This is a genomic window from Aeromonas sp. 95A (genome assembly GCF_051919235.1).
Taxonomy (GTDB): Bacteria; Pseudomonadota; Gammaproteobacteria; order Enterobacterales; family Aeromonadaceae; genus Aeromonas; species Aeromonas veronii.
Window position 1 is genome coordinate 3,618,269 of record NZ_JBQBFC010000001.1, and the last position, 19,793, is coordinate 3,638,061.

Below are 19,793 nucleotides of genomic sequence, written 5' to 3' on the forward strand. Positions count from 1 at the left end.
ACTTGGGGCTGGGGAAGCTGCGTTCTTACGGCTGATTTGGGAAACAACGCCCAACAGAAGCCTTAAACGCATAATCTTCGGCAAGTCTGAATCTTTGCCCTATCTGCTTTGTGGAGAGCCAAGCAAACCATACTGGAGCTCCAATGCTTAAGAGAGATAGAACTACATGTAGAGAAATTAATCCGACATTGGTTTTATCAGATAAGGCGCTTGTTAGGTGATCTATTCTTTGGGTTCCAATGGTTGCGCCAACATATAGCGCGACTAAAAGGCCAGCAACCCATGCCCACACGGATATAGAAAGAGAGGAGGCTCTTTTATCAAATGCCGCTGCGAGGCCTTTGGTTGTTGTGATTTTGTAGGCTTCCTCGCATTTTTCTACTAGCTTGTCGGTTTTTTCTTTTCCACTATTTATTTCGTTTAGTAGGTCTTTTGATTTCGTCTTGTTTTCATCTATTTTCGAGAATGATACTAATGCATCATTGGAATATTTTTGAACTTTCTCTTTTGCCTCAAAAAGGGCTTTCATGTCTGTGGGCAGATTCTCGGCCGCCTCAGTTGCTTCTTGTATAAGTTTTATCTGCTCTTCAAGGGGCTCTTTGTCGGCTGTTATCTGATCTATTTCCGCCCGGAGCGCTCGCAGGCGCTTTGCTAATTGTGGGGGCATAAGTTTTGGGTCTTTTTCAGTTTGCCATGCGTATAGTGGCTCTGTTACATCTGATATCCACTTAAGCGTATTAATGTATGCCGGAACTGCTTGAGCTGCATTCCCGCTTGGCATCTGGGGTAGTGTATGTGTTTTTAATAGCTCAATTTTGCTTGGAATTAACTGCAATATTTTCTGAAGATTATCATCAATTGATTCAGGCGCTGATGCGCGAATTTTAGTTGCGAGCTGTGTGGCTAGACTGGCAAGGTCGTGCCGTGTTAAAGCGGGACAGTTCCAGCCGAATGCTTCCAGGTAAGTTCTATCATCTTGCCATTGATTGGTGACTTGCTTTGCCAATCCATCTAATGAAATACATAGTGCCTCAGCTATTTTGTTCATTATATTTTCCTTTTAATGGCAATTATTCTGGATATGATGCCCAACAGTGATTAGATGGAAGGCGGCACTAATCCGTTAGCAGAGCATTCCATATAACTCCATAACATTTTCACTGTCGCCAAGTAAAAATAATCATTAAATCATGATGTTATCCGCTTCTTTCTCGTGCTGGGCGTATTCGCATGACCTCATCTATTTATGCCACTGTTACTACTGTATGAAAAAAATCTCGTCTGTTGGGTGTCGCTGCGCTCTTCACCTGCCTACAAAAACACGCTACTGCCCCTGAATTCCAGCCTCCAGTCTGCTGCTTGTTACCTGCGTTTTGGCACTGGCTTGGCTCATGGCTGACTCCTGCAAGAGGTTGCCAAGCGGCTATGTTACCCAACGGGGCTGGGGTGAAAAGCACAAGCGGGTCGTTTCCTGAGCAAGATCAACAAATTAATCATTAATGGGTTTAAATGTGGTCACTCAACCACTTGGGCCCATCAGCGCAGAGGGAAATCGGACAGTGAAACGGCAGTGTCGCCATCTTGCTGGCGGGCATTAAAAAACCCTATGGACCCAAAGGCCCATAGGGTTTTGCTGCGGTGATTGTTTGTATTGTGGTTATCTGGCTTGGCGAACCGGCACGGCGCGGGTGGTGGCCACTTCATAGCGGCTCTGGCTTGCCGGAGCCCCTTTCTGGAACTGGCGTACCAGCCGGTCGAGATCGCTTAACTGGTTGACCAGCTGGGTGATGCCGTGCACGGCGTGCTGGCTGCCCACGCTGGAGTCATCGGCCAGGGTCTTGATGCTGAGTACGTTGCGGTTGATCTCGGCGGTGACGTGGAACTGCTCCTGCACCGCCTGGGCAATCTGGCCGCTACCGGAGGCCACCTGCTGCAGCATATCGTTGATTTGCTGCAGGATGGTGCCGGTTGCCGAGGCTTTTTGCTGGCAGCTCTCGGAGAGTTGGCAGCCCTTCTCCATCGCCTGTTCTGCATCCTCGGCGCTGGTTTGCAGCTCGGTGATCATCTTCTGGATTTCGCTGGTCGAGGATTGGGTCTTGATGGCGAGCGAGCGGATCTCGTCAGCCACTACCGAGAAACCGCGGCCCGCTTCGCCAGCCCGTGCCGCTTCGATGGCAGCGTTGAGGGCCAGCAGGTTGGTCTGGTTGGCGATGTTGTTGATCACATCGAGGATGCCATCGATGTCGCGGCAGTGGCCGACCAGCGCACTGATCACGCTCTTGGAGGTGGTCAGCTCGCTGTTCATACCCGCCACGGCAGCCACGGTTTCGGCCACGCTGTGGTTGCCGCTCTTGAACAGGTCGGCGGTCTCGTCCAGCAGGCTGGAGGATTCGCTGGAGCTCTGTGAAACCTCGCGAATGGATTCCGACATCTCGGTCACGGCTGTCGCCACTTGATTGGTTTCGGCCTGCTGCTGTTGCAGGTTGTCGGTGATGGATTCGGCGTTGCGCAGATCCCCCTCGGCGGCCTGCAGGATCTTGCTGCAAGTCTGTTGGGTACGGGCCAGCACGGCGTTGAACTCGGCCTGATTCATCACCATCGAGAGTTCGATGGCGGCGATGTTGTCCACCTTGTTGGTGTAGAGCAGCTGCATCAGCGGGTTGTCAAAGCGGCTGCGGGCCATCTTGTTGAGCTTGCCGAGGCGGCGGGAGAGGGCATTCAGGGTGATGGCCGCTATCGCCAGCGGCAGGGCGGCCAGCGCCAGTTGCCAGTTCATGTCGTGGTTATAGCCCAGCGCAAACATGGCGAGCAGGCTCAGCAGCAGACAGAGGTTGATGGCCAGGGTATGGGAGAAGGTGGGCAGCTTGAGCGCCAGCGGCAGCTTGTTGTTGCGAAGGTCGGCATAGACCTTCTCGGCCCGCAGTTTGATCTCTTCGCTCGGGGCGGTGCGCACCGACTGATACTCCACCACCCGGCCGCTGGCATCCTTGATGGGGGTGACAAAGGCGCTGACCCAGTAGTGATCGCCACTCTTGCAGCGATTTTTCACCGGCCCCATCCAGCTTTTGCCTTCGCGGATATGGTTCCACAGATCGGCAAAGGCCTGTTTCGGCATGTCAGGATGGCGCACCAGATTGTGGTGTTCCCCCACCAACTCGTCGAGCGAGAAGCCTGCAATCTCGCAGAACTCATCGTTGGCGTAGGTGATGCGGCTCTCCAGATCCGTTGTGGAGATCAGGCTCTGGTGGTCTGGATAGAGACGTTCTCTTTGGGTTACCGGTTGATTGATTCTCATGGCCTTGCTCCCGAGCTGTGATGGTTAAATTTTGATCTGCATCAAGACATGTGCAAAGGGCGGGCCAGCTGGCAAAAGCTAATGATTGATGTGTTATTAGTGTCGTTTTGGCAGGAAAAGATCGTTGCTGTTTGCAATATGCAACTGAGCAGACGGGGTGTGCCTCTGCGGCATCTGCAATTTGCAACCTATTCTGGTCAAGCCCATAAGCTTGGAGCCAGCAGCTTGATGCGAAGGAGCCATGAACCGACGGGGCATCCGCTGCCCCGCCAGAGATCAGGGGATAGGGTCGGGAGCGGATGAGGAGGGGGCGCTGACGAGCTGCATCACTTCAATCTGGATCCCCTGCACCAGCACGGTTTTCAGATCCTGCAGGTACTCCTCCAGCGGCGACTCTTGCAGCAGTTGGGCAAGCTCGTTGCCCACCGGGGTGAGGCGGTAGTAGAGCAGGGTGATGTTGTTCTGCTTGCACTGCAGCCGCCAGCGCTGGTTGCCAAACTCCAGTTCGACCCCATCGGCGGGCAGCGGGCCGGACTCCAGCTCCGCGCGATGCAGCAGCCCCAGCTCAAACAGTTGCAGCAGGGCGTTGTAGGGCAGTCGGTATTTGCCAAGGCCAAGGCGCGTTGCCTTGGCGCGGCTCAGCAGAGTGGCCCCCTTGTGCAGCCCCAGCAGCAGTCGCTGCTCGTCGCTGCCGGTATAGTGGCAGGTTAGCGAACAGATGCGCTGGAACAGCTGGGCCTCGCGCTGGGTCATCTCTTTGAGGGTGGCGAGCGCCCGAATGGAGAAGCGGCCCGGCGTGGCGACTTCCAGCGCGAAGATCCGCCCCCACAGCTGCTGCATCGGCACCATGCTGATATCTTCCGCCAGTTGCAGGAAGCGGGTCAGCCAGTCGCTGTCCATCTCGCCGCCAGCCGCGGTCTCTTCGCAGTGACGGGAGGCCATCACCATGATGGCTTCCAGATTGCGCTGGCGGGCGGCCTGATCCGCCAGATGGCGAAAGGTGGCGCGCTGTTCGAAGGTGCTGTCGCTATTGCGGGTGAGCATGCCATCGATGCCGCGACTGCGGGCCAGACGCAGGGTCTGCTCCTGGCTGCTCAGGATCGAACTCTCTTTTTTCGGGGGGGGGAGGTCTGCCATGCTGACTCCATTCGCACAGGTTCTGGAGCTGAATGTTACTCCAACCGGGATGCCAAGATAACAAAGCGGCCTCCGTGGAGGCCGCTTTTTTTGCAACGGGAGGATTACTCCTCGTAGACGCTCACCTCGACCGCTTCCATCGAATAGGAGGCGGTGGCCATCTCGTGGCTGGAGCTGATCGTGCGCATCTTGCCCTTCACCCAGATGGCATCCCACAGGTCATCCACCGGCGCACCCTTGGGGTAGCTCACATAGATCACCTGATTGGTGGGGGGCGGCGGTACATGGATGCAGGCGCCGAAGTAGGGCACCAGCAGGAAGGCGGTGATCTTCTTGGCATCCCCCTCCAGCGGCACCACGAAGCCCGGAATGCGCACATCCTGGTTGTCCAGCTTCTTGTTTACCCCGCCCACCGGTTGCGGCACGGAGGCGAGATCCCCATCGTGGTTCACCTGCGGAGGTGGCAGCAGTTTCTCCCCTTCCGGGATGAGCACATCCCAGTCGATGGTCTTGTAATCGGCGGCCAGGGCGGGCAGCACCAGCAGGCTGGCGAGCAGCGCCACAATTTTCCACTTCATCATCTGTCCTTCTGTTTCTATTTAGGGCGTCTCGCTAGACGCGAATGCTCATGCCATCGCTCAGGCTGTAGCGGTAAGCGCGGGCAGCAGGGAGCAGGCCGATCACCATGCCTGCCAGCCAGACCACCCCCAGCAACTGCCACTCGTAGGTGCTCGGCAGCCCCAGACTCAGTTGCAGGCCATAGTGGCTGAGCAGCCAGGGCGAGGCAAGCCCCTGCCCCAGATAGAGCACGGCGACCCCGAGGGCGATGCCGACCGTGGTCAGCGCCATGGCCTCCAGCGCCAGCAGCAGGAACAGGTGGGCAGGGCCCGCGCCGAGGGATCGCAATATGGCGAGCTCCCGGCGCCGCTCGTTAAGCCCCGCCAGCAAGGTAGTCAGCATGCCGATCAGGCCCGCGACTACCACGAAACCAGCGATGACCGACAGGGCCGTTTCCGCCACGCTCATCAGGCTCCACAGCTCCTGCAGGGCGGCGCCCGGCAGGATCGCCATCAGCGGCTCTTTGGGATAGGTGTTGACGCTGCGTTGCAGCTGGAACGCCAGAATCCGGTTGCTCAGCCCCACCATAAAAGCGGTGATGGTTTTCGGGGTGAGATCCTGCGCCAGCGCCTGCTCCGGCGTCACGTTCTTGCTGTGGCGGCCGGTATCCCAGCCCAGATGGATCGCCTCTATCCCCGCCAGCGGCACATGGATGGTGCGATCAATGGGCGTGCCGGTCGGCGCCAGAATGCCCACCACCTTGAACGGCAGGTTGTCGTGCTGGCTGAACGAGGTGTTGCCAGCGCCGTGGGCGATGACGATGGATTGGTCGAGGTGATAGCCGAGCTTCTCGGCCACCTGAGCGCCGAGCACAGCTTCAAACGGCGTGTCGAATGACCGCCCCTCGCGCAGTTGCAGCGACTGTTGCTGACCGTACTTCAGGTGGGTGAAGTAGTCGCCATTGGTGCCGAGCACCCGAAATCCCTTGTGGGAGTCACCAAGGGAAAGCGGGATGGTCCAGGCGACGCCCGGTTTCTGTTTGATGGCCTGATAGGAGTCCCACCCCACGTTGTTGGTGGGGTTGCCGATGCGAAACACCGAGTAGAGCAGCAGGTTCACCTGGCCGGAGCGGGCGCCAACGATGAGATCGGTCCCCGAGACGGTGTTGGAGAAGCTTTCACGGGCCTGGGTGCGCACCCGCTCCACCCCGAGCAGCAGGGTGACGCTGATGGCGACGGCCAACAGGGTGAGCCCGGCGGTGAGGCGGCGGGCCCAGAGACTTTGCAGGGCTAGCTTTAGCATGATGCCCTCCGGTTGAGCTGTTGCAGGTTTTCGACCCGCGGGAACAGGGGTTCGAGATAAGGGTCGTGGCTGACGAAGATCAGGGTCGAGCCCTGCTTGTCGCACTCCTCGAACAACAGCTTGATAAAGGCGGCCCGGTTGTCGGTGTCGAGTGCCGAGGTGGGCTCGTCGGCGATCACCAGTGGCGGCGAGCCGATCAGCGCCCGTGCGGCGGCAACCCGCTGCTGCTGGCCGATGCTGAGGGCATGGACGGGGCGGTGCAGCGCCTCGTCCGGCAGTTGCAGCTCCGCCAGCAGACGGCGCGCCTCCTGCTCCGGGCTCCCTTGCAGGCGGGCCCGTTTGGCGGGCGAAAAGGTGAGGGCAGCGGTCACGTTGTCCTGCACCGAGAGAAAGGGCAGCAGATTGAACTGCTGGAAGATATAACCCAGATTGGCCGCCCGGAAGTGGTCACGGGCACGGCCAGAGAGCCGGGCCAATGGTTGGCCCAGCACCTCCAGGGTGCCGTGGTTGGCGGTCTGAATCCCGGCCAGCAACCCGAGCAGGGTCGACTTGCCGGAGCCCGACGGGCCCTTGATAAAGACCCGCTCACCCTCGCGGATGGTGAGGGCGGGCAGATCGAGTACAGCGTCGCCACCTGGCCAGGCAAAGGCCAGATCGCGGATCTCAACCACGGCTTTTTTCATGGCGTTACCAGCTCAGCTTGTTGGCGGACGGGGTCAGCTCGCCAGCGGTCTGGCCGGTAGGCAGAATGCCCTGCACGCTCAGCTTCTCAAGGCTCGGATAGACGCTGAACAGGGTCGCCTCAAGGCCGGTCAGTTTGGCCGGCGTGGCGCAAGTGTAGGTGTACATGGCGCCCATATCGGCGTGACCCGCTTCGTCATGATCATGGTGGTCTTCATGTTTGTCGCTGGCAGCCTTGTCATGGTCATGGTCATGGTCATGGTCATGATCTTCTTTGGCGGCCTGCAGCTCCTGCTGGGTCAGTTTGCAGCCAGCGGCCGGGTCGAAGCGGAACAAGGTGTCAGGCTGCTGGAGGCGGGCGATAGCCTTGGCATATTGCGCCTTCTCTTCATCGCTTTTGGCGGCGTGCTCGAAGCCTACCAGATCGGCGGCAGGGGCCTGCAGCTCGATCATCAGCTGGTCGCCATCGACCACCAGATTGAGGTGGCCGTGGCCATGCTCGTGGGCGCCGTGGCTGTGGCTCTCGTGTTCGTCGTGATTTGCGTGTGCGCCAAAGGTGGCTACCGCCAGCAACAGAGTAACTGCTTTCATCTTTAATCCTTTTTCAAAACAAATAGCGAAATTAAACAAAGGGATAGAGAAAAGCAGAGGCGGGCGGCGCACGGATGGCATAGCTGTGAAGCGTGGCGGTATTTGCCGAGCGTTGCATGATTGCAACAGCGGGCAAAACAGAGGTCGAACTGGGGAAACAATAGGGGGTTGCGGTGATGACCTGCTTGCCATCCAGATGGAGGGCGCAGACCAGACAGTGATGGTCGTCGTGGCCGGGCAGGGCGGATTCAAACTGGTGCCGGGCAAGGGCAGGCTGCAGCCATAACCAGCCCAGCAGCAAGATCCAGATTTTCAGCTTGATACGACCCATAGACCCTTATGGAAAGGGCGCTATCAGCGCCCTTTCTCTCTGACTTAGAGATGGGACTTGATGAGCCCCATCACGGTAGCAATATTGTTGGCATCGAGCTGGCCATCTTTGGCAAACAGCACCTTGCCCTCTTTATCCAGCAGGATGATCGCCGAGCTTTCCGGCGTCAGATCCCAGGCGTTGCGCGCCATGCCCTTGGCATCCAGCACCATGGCGGACCAGGGGAACTCTTTCTTGCTGTCCTCGGCACTGCTCTTAACGAAGCCGGAGGTGCCCCAGATGGCGTCATTGCTGTTGATGACGGTAACGGTCTGGTACTTGTCTTGCGGCAGCTTGGCGGCCTTGATCGCCTCGATCATCGGGGCGTTCAGCTCCTTGGCACTGGAGCGACCGGCAATATGCTGGATCAGGAATACCTTGCCGGTGAGCGAGGTGCTCTGCCACGGCTGGTAACCGATATCCTTGCCGTTCAGTACCAGCTCACCCTTGTCGCTGACATTGACCAGCGGCACCGGGTTGCCATCCTTGAAGTTGTGAGCAAAGACCAGAGATGGCAGCAGCGCCAAAGTAAGTACGAGATGTTTCATCCTGATGACACTCCATTTGTTATGTTATAACGAGTTTCGGATTGAGGGAATGGGCGAGCTTCATCCTAAACTGATCGGATCTGTTTAAAAAGTGTTAAATAAGATCGCAATTCAGAAGCGTCGGCGCCCCGCCAGTCAGGTGGTTGGCTGGCAAGGGCGGCTAGGATGGCATGACATCGATAAAAATCAATGAATTGGCTGCTGGTCTGAGCTGTCTGCGTCAGTAGAGCGACTCGCTGATGAGGGGGATCTTGGCCATAGTCATCTGCTGGGCCAGCAGGGACGAGCCGGTCAGCAGCACATGACGCTGATTGTTGATCACCACCACATCACCGGGTACGCCACTGTCTGCCGTAATGGCCAGCCAGGCAGGGGAGACGCTGCCGATGCTGATATCCGGATAGATGATGCTGAGCACATATTGCGGCGCCAGCTCCGCAAGCAGACTGGCCATCAGCAGCGCCTTCTCGTCGCTATCGGCCTTGTTATCCTGCAGTGCCTGCAGCGGCGGTGCGAAGTGATCCAGCTGCTCCGGCTGGGTGGGGATGGCGTTCAGCCACTCCTGCAGCAGGCTGACGCTGGTGGCGAGATCCTTGGCCGCAAATTGCTGCGCCAGTGGCTTGAGATGCCCTTTGAAGTGGTAGAAGAGCTGGGAGTAATCGGGTCGCACGCAAGGCAGTTTGCGATTGGCAGGATGGACGCAGGGGATCACCCTCATCTGGTAGAAGGCATCCTCCTGATACTGCTGGTAGGCTTGCCAGAACAGCATCGACTCCATGCTGTCGTCCCGCAGGGTGAAGGCCTGCTCCAGATTGCGAAATTTGGTAGCTGTCTCGGGGCTGCTCTGATTGATCAGGTTGATGCTGTTGTAGAGCCGTGGGCTGATATAGGCGTAAAGGGTCTCCAGCGGATTGGTGAGAGAGGCCTTCAGCAGGCTCATCTCGTGGCGACTGGCGGCCATCACCTGATCGTCGGTGGTCAGCTGGAAGTGCTTGCGCTGGCCATCGGTGGATTGCCACTGCCAGCTCATGTTGATTTCGCTGGCGTTGCTTGTAGCACCAAGAGTGGTGCAGAGAGTGAGGCTGAGCAACAGCGCGGGGGTCAGCTTCATGGTGGTGCTTCCTGCCGTGGACGATAATTAACAACTAGGTGAGCCGGCACCACTTTGGTGATGTTTCGTTTTGTGATCTGGATAACAGATTGATGTGACTTTTAATTTAATTGTGAAATTAAGTCACTCTGGAGGGGTTATGAAGCCTTGGATCATAGTGCTGTTTGGGCTGCTCAGCCTGCCAACCATGGCGGGTCAGGTGATCGTCAACAAGGGGGTGTCCATTGCGGATACCTTTGCTCTGCGTGATCAGCTGGCACGCGAGCACGAATGGCAGGAGTGGCTGCGCTACCAGCAGGCCATCAAGTGGCTGGAGGTGTTGCCAGTCAACTGCGAGCTGATGAGCCAGCCGGGCGGCGGCTATCGCTGTGGCGGTGATTATTATCGTCCCTACCAGAAAGATGGCCGTGAAATATACATTCAGGGCAATCCTGCCGAAGATGCGGCCGGTCAGCTGCCGCAAACACCGACAAAAAAGGCGCCATAAGGCGCCTTTTTTACAAGCGAAGTGACGCTTACTTGGCAGCGTAACGCTCGGCAGAGGTTTTGATCTCGGCTTCGGCAGCGGCCTTGTCGCCCCAACCTTCCACCTTGACCCATTTGCCCGCTTCCAGCTCTTTGTAGCGCTCGAAGAAGTGCTGGATCTGGGCTTTCAGCAGTTCCGGCAGATCGTTCACATCCTGGATGTGGTCGTACTGCTTGGTCAGCTTGGAGTGCGGTACAGCAACGATCTTGGCATCTTCGCCAGATTCGTCGGTCATCTTCAGCACGCCAACCGGGCGGCAGCGAATGACGGAACCGGCCAGCAGCGGGTAGGGGGTCGGAACCAGTACATCGACGGGGTCACCATCCAGAGAGAGAGTCGCGTTCACGTAGCCGTAGTTGCACGGATAGAACATCGGGGTAGACATGAAGCGATCGACGAAAATAGCACCGCTGTCCTTGTCGACTTCGTATTTGATCGGGTCGGCATTCTGCGGGATTTCGATGATGACATAGATATCGTCGGGCAGGCTCTTGCCGGCCGGTACCAGGTTCAGGCTCATGATAATTCCTTCGTTGTTAGTATCAGGTTTGCAGGCCGATATTATAGCGATGTGATGTTAAATGACCATATTTCAGCGGCTATCGCTAACAAAGAAGGGGGATGTTTCCGGTTTGCGGCGCTTTGATGTGTGCGGGATGCAACAAAACGGCTGTTTTGATGCCCTGCTGCTGACCTTGGTCACCGGCAGGGCATGTGGAGTTGCGAGCAAAGAGGGTCAGAGCGAGTAGGGGAGTCTCGATTCGTTGACCAGTCGCGACAGGGCTGTCACTACATGAGGGTCAAACTGGGTGCCGGAGCGGGACTGGATATACTCCATGGTCTGCGCCAGCGTCCAGGGCTCCTTGTAGGGGCGCTTGCTGAGCAGGGCATCGAATACATCGACTACCGCCACAATCCGCGCCGACAGCGGGATCTGCTGACCAGCCAACTGCTGCGGGTAGCCCTTGCCATCGAAGTGCTCATGGTGGCCCCGAGCGATTTCGGCGCCGAGAGAGAGGTAGCTGGTTCCCTCCACCATTTCACCCGCCTTGTGCAGGATATTGGCGCCGATACCGGCGTGCTGCTCCATGATGGCCCGCTCTTCCGGGTCGAAACGCCCCGGCTTGTGCAGGATATGGTCCGGGGTGCCCACCTTGCCCACATCGTGCAGGATGGAGGCCATGCCGATCATCTCGACAAACTCCGGGGTTAGCTGCTCGGGATAGGCTGCCATCTTCTTCAATTCGGCCACGATGGCATCCGAGAGCTTCTGCACCCGCAAGACATGCTCGCCGGTATCGGAGTCGCGAAACTCTGCCAGCGCCGCTAGCGCCACCACGGTGGCCTCTTGGGCGCGCAGCAACTGGTTGTAGAGATAGAGGTTGTCGTAGGCTGCCGAGATGCGCTGGCAGAAGACATCCAGCAGGTCGCACTCGAGGGGATCGAGGGGCTGGGTCGGGGTAAAACTCAACACGAACTCGCGACCATTCTGGGCGGCGATGTAGAGGGAGTCCTGCGGGTGTTCAAAGCGGTTGCAGCGCGTCGCCAGTGCCTTCAGAACCGAGTCATTGAGGGTGGGGAAGTCGGTGATCTTGCCATTATCCAGAAGAGTCTCGTAGTCGCCGGTAGCGGCGAGGATCTCCAGCCCCTGTTCGCCGGGACGGCGCTCGGCACAGATAGCCCCTTCGGTGCCCACATCGAGAATGGCGCTGATCTGTTTCAGCACGCCGGAGGCAAACTCTTTGAGTGAATGAAGATGGTAGAGATCGCCCGCCCCTTCCAGAATTTTTCCGAGCCCCTGCCGGCTCTTGTCTATGGCGCTGAGGGTTTCGTATGAACGCAGGGATGCGATGACGGTGGTATATAGCTTTTGTACCGTCAGTTCGGTCTTGGTCTTGTAGTCATTGATGTCGTAATCGAGGATCACCCGCTGCTCGGGGGCTTGGCCGGGCTGACCGGTACGCAGCACGATCCGCACCAGCGAGTTGTGCATTTCGTTGCGGATCCGGTGCACCAGCCGCAGACCTGCATCTTCGGTCTCCATCACCACATCGAGCAGGATCAGCGCAATCCTGGGATTGGCCTCCAGCATACGGCCAGCTTCGGCGCCGCTGTAGGCATTGAGCAGCTCCAGCGGACGGGATTTGTAGTGAATGTTGGAGAGGGCCAGGCGGGTGGCATGATGGATATCCGGCTCATCATCCACGATCAGCACTTGCCATGGGTTGAGTGCCTTGGGGACCACGACCTCCTCATCATCGAGTTCGATGATGTCGTCGTCCAGCAAGATATCGTCCTTGTCTTGGGCACTGCTCATATCGGTTACGCCTCCGGCGCTCAATGAGTATGTGAACAGTATGCACGATCACATCCGCTCGGATCATCAGGATAAGTAGATATCGTGAGCTGGCTCCGCCTCTTTATCGCTACTCGAAAGGTTCCAGATACCCCTGGATCGACTTCTTCAACCAGGCCAACACCTTGCCGTGATAGGCGTTTTCCGCCAGATAGACCCCGTAATCGCGCCACTGCAGGCTGAACTTGTGTTTCAGGGTCAGCAGGGAGCCTTGCCGCAGCTGGCTCTGGATCAGTGGCGAGGGGAGCACCGCCCAGCCCAGACCGTCCAGCACCGCATTGCGCATCAACTCGAAGCTGGAGAGGCCGATATGCTGGCCTCCCACAGGTAGCAGGCTTTTTACAGAAAATTCATCTACATACGAGAGTGTGACCTGGGTGTGATCGGTCAGATCCTGTTGTTTGACCCGCTTCAGTCCGGCCAGCGGATGGCTGGGCGCCACCACCATCAGGGTGCGGATCGGGTTGAGCACGTCGATATTGAGGCCGCTGCGCTCCTGATCTTCGGTAATAAGGCCAAAGGCGGCATCGACGAATCCCTCTTCCACCAGCGCCGGCAGTTCGGGCGGGGAGGCGAGCACCAGCGAGATACTGGTGCCGGGAAACTGGTTGTGCAGGCTGGCCAGCATCTCGCGCCACACCGGCTCGGGAATGGCATCATCGCGGGCAACCCGCAGCGCCACTTCGGCCCCCGAGGCGTAATGTTTGCACTTCTGCTGCAAGCTGTTGGCTGCCTGCAGCAGGCGAGTGCAATCATCAAGCACCAGCTCGCCGATCTCGGTCAGCCGACTCTGATTGGCACCTCGTTCAAAAAGTTCGACGCCAAGCTCAACTTCCAGCGCCGCGATGGAGGTGCTGACGGCGCTGCGGCTTTTGCCGAGACGACGGGCGGTATTGGCAATAGAGCCGCTATTGGCTGACTCTACAAAGAGTTCTATCTGATATAGCTTCATGTTTTACAGGCTGTGGCGGAGTTTTTCACCATCACCTTAGCGTGCCGAGCCAAGGCAAGGCAAACCTGTGGCGTCGGAATAATCGACGCTGAGCGATTGTCGCGAGTTGCTTCTCCCCGTTTACCATCTCTCCCGTCGAAGCAACAAAGGCATCTTATATGTTATTAAGTCGTATGTTTCTGGCCCGGCTGTTTTTGACCGGCGCCATCGTGACCGAGGTCGCCGGTACCTCCAGCATGGCCATGATCCCCGAGCAGGGGGCTGGCTGGATGAATTACATCCCGATGTGGCTGTTGATCGGTTTCTCGTACTGGTTGCTGGCGAAAGCCGCCAAAACAATCTCCATTGGTATTGCGTTTGCGCTTTGGGAGGGGCTCGGGATCACCCTGATCACCATAGTGTCGGTCATGTTCCTCGGTTACGATGTGACCGTTCAGGAGCTGATTGGCCTGGCTCTCGCGATAGTGGGGATTGTTATGGTGACCATGGGGGAGACCCATGATGAGCCTGCAGACAAGTCAGTAGAAGCGGAGGCCACAGCATGAGTCCGTTTGTGATTGTATTGGGTGCCGCACTGATCGATATCGGCGCCAACATGGCTATCAACCGCTCCAAGGGTTTTCGTTACAAGGGGTGGGGCTTCCTGGGGATCATGCTGGTACTCGGCGCCTTTACCCTGCTCTCGGAAGCGGTAAGTGGCGGCCAGATTGACCTGGCTGTTGCCTACGCCACCTGGGGGGCTATCGGCATCGTCGGTACGGCGCTGGGCGGTTTGCTCTTCTTCGGTGAGCGGCTCAAGCCCATCGGTTGGGCTGGCATGATGGTGATGGCGCTGGCTGTCGTTATGCTGACTACCGCCTGATAATCTGAAGCAATAACAAAAGCCACCCAGTTTCGCCGGGCGGCTTTTGTTTGGCTGATTGCTTGGTCGATGCAGGCTCAGCGCGGCGCTTCGTAGAGCTCCAGCGGCAGGCCGTCGGGGTCGGCGAAGAAGGTGAAGCGCTTGCCGGTCAGCTCGTCCACTCGCACCGGCTCTACCTCGACCCGATGGGCCAGCAGGTGGGTGATGACCCGGTCAAGATCGCTGACCCGAAAGGCGAGATGGCGCAGGCCGCACGCCTCGGGGCGGGAGGGGCGCTCGGGAGGCGAGGGGAAGCTGAACAGCTCCAGCTGGCTGCCGTCCGGCAGGGCCAGATCCAGTTTCCATGACTGGCGCGCTTCGCGCAGGGTCTCGGCGATGATGGGCAGCCCCAGCACCTCGTGGTAGAAGTGGCGCGAACGTGGGTAATCGCTGGCGATGATGGCCACATGGTGGATGGCGTCAAACAGCGGAAAGGTCATGGTGTTTCCTTGTCAGCAGCATAGTGAACGGGCAGCCTGCGCTGCCCGTGTTGTTGATCTAGTTGAAGAAACCGCCGAACCAGTCATCCAGCGCACTGCGTGGCGTCGCGCTGCTGGCGCAGCCGGCCGGGGAGCCCATGGTGGAGGCTTTGGCCGGCACCTGCAGGCTGCCCGGGCAGTCGCTGGTGACGCGGGTGCCGCTGGCGCGGGAGAAGTTGGCCCAGGTGACCCCTTCCGGCATCTTCAGCCCCAGACTGTTGACGCCGCGCTGGCTCATGTAGCCGCTAAAGAGCTGCAGGGCACCGCTGGCACCGGTCAAGCCCGCCGGGGTGTTGTCGTCGCGACCGACCCAGATACTGACCAGCTCGTTGTTGTCCATCCCGGCAAACCAGGAGTCGCGCAGCTCGTTGGTGGTGCCTGTCTTGGCCGCCATGGTGGCGCCGGGGAACTTGGCACTGAGGGCGCGGGCCGTGCCCTGACTCACCGTCTTGGTCATGGCGAACAGGGTCAGCCAGCTTGCTTGTTGGTCGGTGACCCGCTTGGCGGTCTGATCATGCTGATAGAGCAGGCTGCCATCCCCGTTGACTACGGCGCGAATGGCCGACAGCGGCTGGGTCAGTCCCTGATTGGCGATGGGCAGATACATCTGGTTCACTTCCAGCGGGGAGAGGGCAACCGCCCCCAGCACCAGCGACGGATAGGGCTGGATCTCCTGCTGAACTCCCAGCTTGTGCAGGGTGTCGACAACCTTCTCCAGCCCCACCTGCAGACCCAGATTGACGGTCGGCACGTTGAGGGAGCTGGCCAATGCATCCATCAGCGGCACGCTCTGGCGGAACTTGCGATCGTAGTTTTGCGGTGTCCAGACCTGACCATCCTGACCGCGAATACGGATCGGCTGATCTTTGAGCGGGGTCGCCAGGGTCAGGCCGTTGGAGAGGCCGGTGAGGTAGACCGCCGGTTTCACCAGCGAGCCGATCTGGCGGCGGGCATCCAGCGCCCGGTTGAACCCGGCGTAACGGGGATCGCGGCCACCCACCAGCGCGACAACTTCGCCCTTATGCCAGTCGGAGACCACCATGGCCGCCTCCAGCTTCTTCTTGCCGCGCAGTTTTTCGATATCGGCGAGGCCCGATTCGACCGCTCGCTCGGCCGCGTGCTGGGCGATGGGGTCGAGGCTGGTGAAGATCTTGAGGCCGGACTGCTTGAGCAGATCGGCGCCGAAGCGGCTCTGGATCTCTCGCTTGAGCAGTCCCATAAAGGCCGGGGTGCGGCCATAGCTCATCTGGCCACGGGCGATGATGCCGAGGGGTTGGCGGCTGGCCAGTTCATACTCGGCCTGGGTCAGGCTGCCGTGATCCATCAGCAGCTTCAGCACCAGATCACGGCGGGTCTTGGCCCGCTCCGGGAAGCGCCATGGGTCGTAATAGGAGGGGCCTTTCACCAGACCGACCAGCAGGGCGACCTGATCGATATCCAGCTCGTTGACCGGAATGCCGAAGTAGAAGTAGGAGGCGAGGCCGAAACCATAGACCCCTTGCGAGAAGTTTTGCCCCAGATAGACCTCGTTGAGGTAGGACTCCAGGATCTCGTCCTTGCTGTAGCGATAGTCGATCAGCACCGCCATGTAGGCTTCCTGCAGTTTTCGCCACAGGCTGCGCTCACGGGTCAGAAAGAAGTTCTTGGCCAGCTGCTGGGTCAGGGTACTGCCCCCCTGCACGGTACGACCCGCGATCAGGTTGGCGAACATGGCGCGCATGATGGCCACCGGCGAGACGCCGCCATGCTGGTAGAAGTCGCGATCTTCGGTGGTGAGCAGGGTCACCAGCAGGCTGTCGGGCACTTCGGCGATACGCACCAGCAGGCGATCTTCCCGATCTTCGGTATTGAGGCGATCGAGCAGCACCGGGTCCATCTGGGCGTAACCGAGCTGGCGCTGGTTCTCCAGCGACTGGATCCCCTCAAGGCGCGGGCCGTTGAAGGTGAGGCGCAGGCCACGGGCACCGTCGGCGCCATCATAGAACTCGAACGGACGGCGAATCAGCTCGATGCGGTTGCCGTTGATGGTGTATTCACCCGGCGTGTGAGGCTGGCGCACCTGCTTGTAGCTCAGCATATTGAGCTCGCGCAGCATCTGGTCCCGCGACAGGCGCTGGCTGGGATAGAGCTCCAGCGGGCGGCTGTAGACCATCACCGGCAGCTGCCACTTCTCGCCATCGAAGCGCTCGCGCACCTTGGTATCGAGGTAGATGCCAAACACCACCATAAAGGCCGCCACCACCAGGGAGAGCTTGAAGCCAAGCCAGAACAGCTTGCGCCAGATGGTGCGTTTGGGCGCTGCCTTCTTGGGGGCACGCTTGCGTCGTTGGGTTGCCATAAATCCTCTTTGCTTTCCTTTCTACTTGTTATGTCGCATTCGCGAACGTCCGAGCGGGATTAACCCATCGAACCTAGATGCCCATCTTCTTCTTGGTGACCTTGGTCGGCATCGCTTCCAGCGGATTATCCGGCCAGTAGTGGCGGGGATAGCGCCCCTTCATCTCTTTCTTCACCTGTTCGTAGGATCCAGCCCAGAAAGCGGCCAGATCTGCAGTGATCTGCAGCGGTCGCTGGGCGGGGGAGAGCAGCTCCACCACCAGCGGCACCCGGCCATCGGCCACGCAGGGGGTCGAACCTTGCCCGAACATCTCCTGAATGCGCACCGGGATCACCGGTGCCTGTCCCGGCTGATAGCGGATCCGCACCCGGCTGCCGGTCGGTGCCGCAAAGTGGCTCGGCAGCGCCTCGTCCAGCCGTTTGGGCAACGGCCAGGGCAGGGATTGGCGCAGGATGTCGCTCATATTGAGCCTCTTCAGCTGCTCCAGCCGGGTCATGCCGCTCACCGCTGGCAGCAGCCACTGTTCCAGCGTGGCCAGCAGGCTCTCGTCATCCATCGCGGGCCACCCCTCATCGGGCAGCCAGTCGCGGGCGCAGCGCAGGCGGGCAAGCAGCCCTTCGCTGCTCTCGTCCCAAGGCAGCACATGCAGCCCCTTGCGGCGAATGCCTTGCAGCAGGCAGCGCCCTTTCTGCTCGTCAGAGAGTTCGGTCAGCGGTCGCTGGCTCAGCACCAGTTCGCCGATCACCTGCTGGCGTTCGGCGCGCACCCGCTCTTCACGTTCATCCCAGTCGAACCACTGCCGCTCGCTCACCAGTTCCGGCAGCAGGCGTACCAGCTCGTCCAGCTCTATCGGTTCGGCGATAAAGATACGACTGCCGCGATCGTTCTGCCCCATCTCGATGGCGATAAGGGCCCCTTGTCCCTGACAGGGATGACCTTCTACCAGATCGCAGCTCACCCCACCACTGAGTTGATAGCGACTGCCGCTACGCAGTTTGCCTATGCGATCCGGCCAGGCGAGGGCACAGAGCAGCCCCAGCCACTGGCCCTGTGCATTGGCAGGGCGGGCGCCAAGCCGTTCAAACCAGCGGACCGCACCCTGACGCAGGGCACTTTGACGGCGGTGGAACAACACAGATAGGCGCTCCGATCCTCGCAGATCTTCTTCCTGCAACGCCACCAGATAAGCGGCATCGGCGACAATCCCTGTCAGACCCTCGGACTCCAGCTCGCGGGCGCGCAGCAGCATGCGGGCGAGACGAGGGTGGGTACCGAAGGCCGCCATGGCACGGCCAGCGGGAGTGAGTTGTTGCTCACCTTCAGGCTTCATGGCGCCAAGGGCCACCAGCAGCCGCTGGGCGCAGGCCACCGCGGCGGCGGGGGGCATGTCCAGCAGCGGCAGATCTTCCACTTTTGCCCCCCACTGGGCGGCGTCCAGCAACAGGCTGGTCAACTCCTGAGTGAGAATGTCTGGCGGGCTCTGCTCAGAGAGCCGCTCCTGCACCTCGCTGCTCCAGAGCCGGTAGCAGACGCCGGGGCCGAGACGACCGGCGCGACCGGCCCGCTGGGTGGCGGAGGATTTGGCTATCTGGCGGGTCTCCAGTCGGGTGACGCCGCCTTTCAGATCAAAGGAAGCCCGTCGCTCCAGCCCGCTGTCGATCACCACCGAAATCCCCTCGATGGTGAGGGAGGTCTCCGCCACATTGGTGGTGAGCACCAGCTTACGGCGGCCGGCAGGCGCCGGTTCGATGGCTGCTTGCTGCGCCGCCATGTCGAGGCGGCCGTAGAGGGGGGCGAGGGTCACGTCGTCCGGCAGTTTGTCTGCCAACCATTGCGCCAGTCGCTCGATCTCACCCTGTCCCGGCAGAAAGACCAGCAGGCTGCCATCTTGCTCGGCCAGCGCTTCGATTACCACTGCGCCAACTTGCGGCTCCAGCCACTGCTGGCGATTGGCGGGGCGGTAGTGATAGTCGATGGGAAAGCCGCGCCCCTCGGAGCGAACCACAGGGGCATCCGGCAACAAGGTCTCGAGTGCCATGCCATCCAGGGTTGCGGACATCACCAGTAGCTTGAGGTCATCGCGTAATCCCTGCTGGCTCTCGATAGCGAAGGCCAGCGCGGTATCGGCGTGCAGACTGCGTTCGTGGAACTCATCGAAGATGACCAGCGAGACGCCGGTGAGCTCAGGGTCTTGCTGCAACATCCGGGTCAGCACCCCTTCGGTGACGATCTCGAGCCGGGTCGCTGAGCTGGTGCGGCTCTCGCCACGCACTCGCAGGCCGATGCGCTCGCCCACCTTCTCCCCCAGCTGACGGGCCAGAAAAGTGGCGATATTGCGCGCAGCCAGGCGCCTTGGTTCCAGCATGATGATGCGGCCGGGCAGCCGGTTCTGACGCACCAGCTCCAGCGGCAGCAGAGTCGATTTGCCCGCGCCGGGGGGCGCCTGCAGGATCACGCTGGTGTGGCGGTCGAGGGCGGCAAAGAGTTCGGGCAATACCGAAACGATGGGGAGCTGGGACAAAGCGATGAGCACCTTCTGTAGCAACCGGTAAAACGGCGCCTATTCTGCCACAGCCACCCGCGCCACCGTGAGTGGATGTGCGGATATGGCCACTCGGGTGGGAGGGTGGCGAGACATGGCCGGATGG

General features: G+C 59.6%; 19 protein-coding genes. 3 read left to right on the forward strand and 16 right to left on the reverse strand.

Annotation, left to right across the window (positions count from 1 at the left end; translation table 11 throughout):
- Positions 1-25: 25 nt before the first annotated feature.
- The 10 genes from ACTG2U_RS16575 to ACTG2U_RS16620 all read right to left on the reverse strand — a co-directional run bounded on the left by ACTG2U_RS16575 (position 26) and on the right by ACTG2U_RS16620 (position 9,593).
- Positions 26-1,048, reverse strand: coding sequence for a hypothetical protein (locus ACTG2U_RS16575; protein ID WP_439974785.1), 1,023 nt, complete (start codon positions 1,046-1,048; stop codon positions 26-28).
- A gap of 609 nt (positions 1,049-1,657) precedes the next feature.
- The gene (locus ACTG2U_RS16580; RefSeq protein ID WP_439974786.1) at positions 1,658-3,295 is read right to left on the reverse strand and encodes a methyl-accepting chemotaxis protein; all 1,638 of its coding nucleotides are present in this window, start codon (positions 3,293-3,295) and stop codon (positions 1,658-1,660) included.
- A 276-nt stretch (positions 3,296-3,571) separates the two neighbouring features.
- Positions 3,572-4,432 carry a TIGR03899 family protein gene (locus ACTG2U_RS16585; protein WP_439974787.1) on the reverse strand — a complete coding sequence of 287 codons (861 nt, stop codon included), beginning with the start codon at positions 4,430-4,432 and terminating at the stop codon, positions 3,572-3,574.
- A gap of 104 nt (positions 4,433-4,536) precedes the next feature.
- Positions 4,537-5,013, reverse strand: coding sequence for a DUF3299 domain-containing protein (locus ACTG2U_RS16590; protein ID WP_041234071.1), 477 nt, complete (start codon positions 5,011-5,013; stop codon positions 4,537-4,539).
- Positions 5,014-5,044: 31 nt separating this feature from the next.
- Positions 5,045-6,292 (reverse strand): ABC transporter permease, encoded by a 1,248-nt coding sequence (locus tag ACTG2U_RS16595; protein ID WP_421331139.1) that lies wholly within the window; start codon positions 6,290-6,292, stop codon positions 5,045-5,047.
- A complete protein-coding gene (locus ACTG2U_RS16600; RefSeq protein ID WP_005362918.1) occupies positions 6,286-6,975 on the reverse strand; it encodes an ABC transporter ATP-binding protein in 690 nt (229 codons plus the stop codon). Before ACTG2U_RS16600 ends, ACTG2U_RS16595 begins: the two co-directional genes overlap by 7 nt.
- Before the next feature lie 4 nt (positions 6,976-6,979).
- Positions 6,980-7,564 carry a DUF2796 domain-containing protein gene (locus tag ACTG2U_RS16605; protein WP_439974788.1) on the reverse strand — a complete coding sequence of 195 codons (585 nt, stop codon included), beginning with the start codon at positions 7,562-7,564 and terminating at the stop codon, positions 6,980-6,982.
- A 31-nt stretch (positions 7,565-7,595) separates the two neighbouring features.
- Positions 7,596-7,895 (reverse strand): DUF2607 family protein, encoded by a 300-nt coding sequence (locus ACTG2U_RS16610; protein WP_204385066.1) that lies wholly within the window; start codon positions 7,893-7,895, stop codon positions 7,596-7,598.
- 44 nt (positions 7,896-7,939) lie between these two features.
- Positions 7,940-8,482 carry a YtfJ family protein gene (locus tag ACTG2U_RS16615; RefSeq protein ID WP_005343253.1) on the reverse strand — a complete coding sequence of 181 codons (543 nt, stop codon included), beginning with the start codon at positions 8,480-8,482 and terminating at the stop codon, positions 7,940-7,942.
- A gap of 220 nt (positions 8,483-8,702) precedes the next feature.
- Positions 8,703-9,593, reverse strand: coding sequence for a hypothetical protein (locus ACTG2U_RS16620; protein WP_043821720.1), 891 nt, complete (start codon positions 9,591-9,593; stop codon positions 8,703-8,705).
- Positions 9,594-9,732: 139 nt separating this feature from the next.
- Between ACTG2U_RS16620 and ACTG2U_RS16625 the strand changes: the two genes are divergently transcribed.
- Positions 9,733-10,080: a hypothetical protein gene (locus ACTG2U_RS16625; RefSeq protein WP_439974789.1), complete on the forward strand. Its 348-nt coding sequence runs from the start codon at positions 9,733-9,735 to the stop codon at positions 10,078-10,080.
- A gap of 28 nt (positions 10,081-10,108) precedes the next feature.
- On the opposite strand, the gene ppa is transcribed toward ACTG2U_RS16625, so the two are convergent.
- From ppa to ACTG2U_RS16640, 3 genes are all read right to left on the reverse strand, one after another.
- Entirely contained in the window at positions 10,109-10,639 is a 531-nt protein-coding gene (gene ppa / locus ACTG2U_RS16630; RefSeq protein WP_005335667.1) for an inorganic diphosphatase, read from the reverse strand.
- Positions 10,640-10,855: 216 nt separating this feature from the next.
- Positions 10,856-12,436 (reverse strand): DUF3369 domain-containing protein, encoded by a 1,581-nt coding sequence (locus tag ACTG2U_RS16635; protein WP_439974790.1) that lies wholly within the window; start codon positions 12,434-12,436, stop codon positions 10,856-10,858.
- 109 nt (positions 12,437-12,545) lie between these two features.
- Positions 12,546-13,427, reverse strand: a complete 882-nt coding sequence (locus ACTG2U_RS16640) for a LysR family transcriptional regulator (protein ID WP_021229560.1) — start codon at positions 13,425-13,427, stop codon at positions 12,546-12,548.
- A gap of 158 nt (positions 13,428-13,585) precedes the next feature.
- On the opposite strand from ACTG2U_RS16640, the gene ACTG2U_RS16645 reads away from it, so the two are divergent.
- Positions 13,586-13,972, forward strand: a complete 387-nt coding sequence (locus ACTG2U_RS16645; protein ID WP_005335660.1) for a DMT family transporter — start codon at positions 13,586-13,588, stop codon at positions 13,970-13,972.
- Complete coding sequence (locus ACTG2U_RS16650; RefSeq protein ID WP_005335659.1) at positions 13,969-14,289, forward strand: SMR family transporter; 321 nt, start codon at positions 13,969-13,971, stop codon at positions 14,287-14,289. Before ACTG2U_RS16645 ends, ACTG2U_RS16650 begins: the two co-directional genes overlap by 4 nt.
- Positions 14,290-14,366: 77 nt before the next feature.
- On the opposite strand, the gene gloA2 is transcribed toward ACTG2U_RS16650, so the two are convergent.
- The 3 genes from gloA2 to hrpB all read right to left on the reverse strand — a co-directional run bounded on the left by gloA2 (position 14,367) and on the right by hrpB (position 19,666).
- The gene (gene gloA2, locus ACTG2U_RS16655; RefSeq protein WP_420939414.1) at positions 14,367-14,768 is read right to left on the reverse strand and encodes an SMU1112c/YaeR family gloxylase I-like metalloprotein; all 402 of its coding nucleotides are present in this window, start codon (positions 14,766-14,768) and stop codon (positions 14,367-14,369) included.
- A 58-nt stretch (positions 14,769-14,826) separates the two neighbouring features.
- The gene (gene mrcB / locus ACTG2U_RS16660) at positions 14,827-17,145 is read right to left on the reverse strand and encodes a penicillin-binding protein 1B (RefSeq protein ID WP_042052390.1); all 2,319 of its coding nucleotides are present in this window, start codon (positions 17,143-17,145) and stop codon (positions 14,827-14,829) included.
- Between the two features lie 73 nt (positions 17,146-17,218).
- A complete protein-coding gene (hrpB, locus tag ACTG2U_RS16665; RefSeq protein ID WP_439974791.1) occupies positions 17,219-19,666 on the reverse strand; it encodes an ATP-dependent helicase HrpB in 2,448 nt (815 codons plus the stop codon).
- Positions 19,667-19,793: the final 127 nt, after the last annotated feature.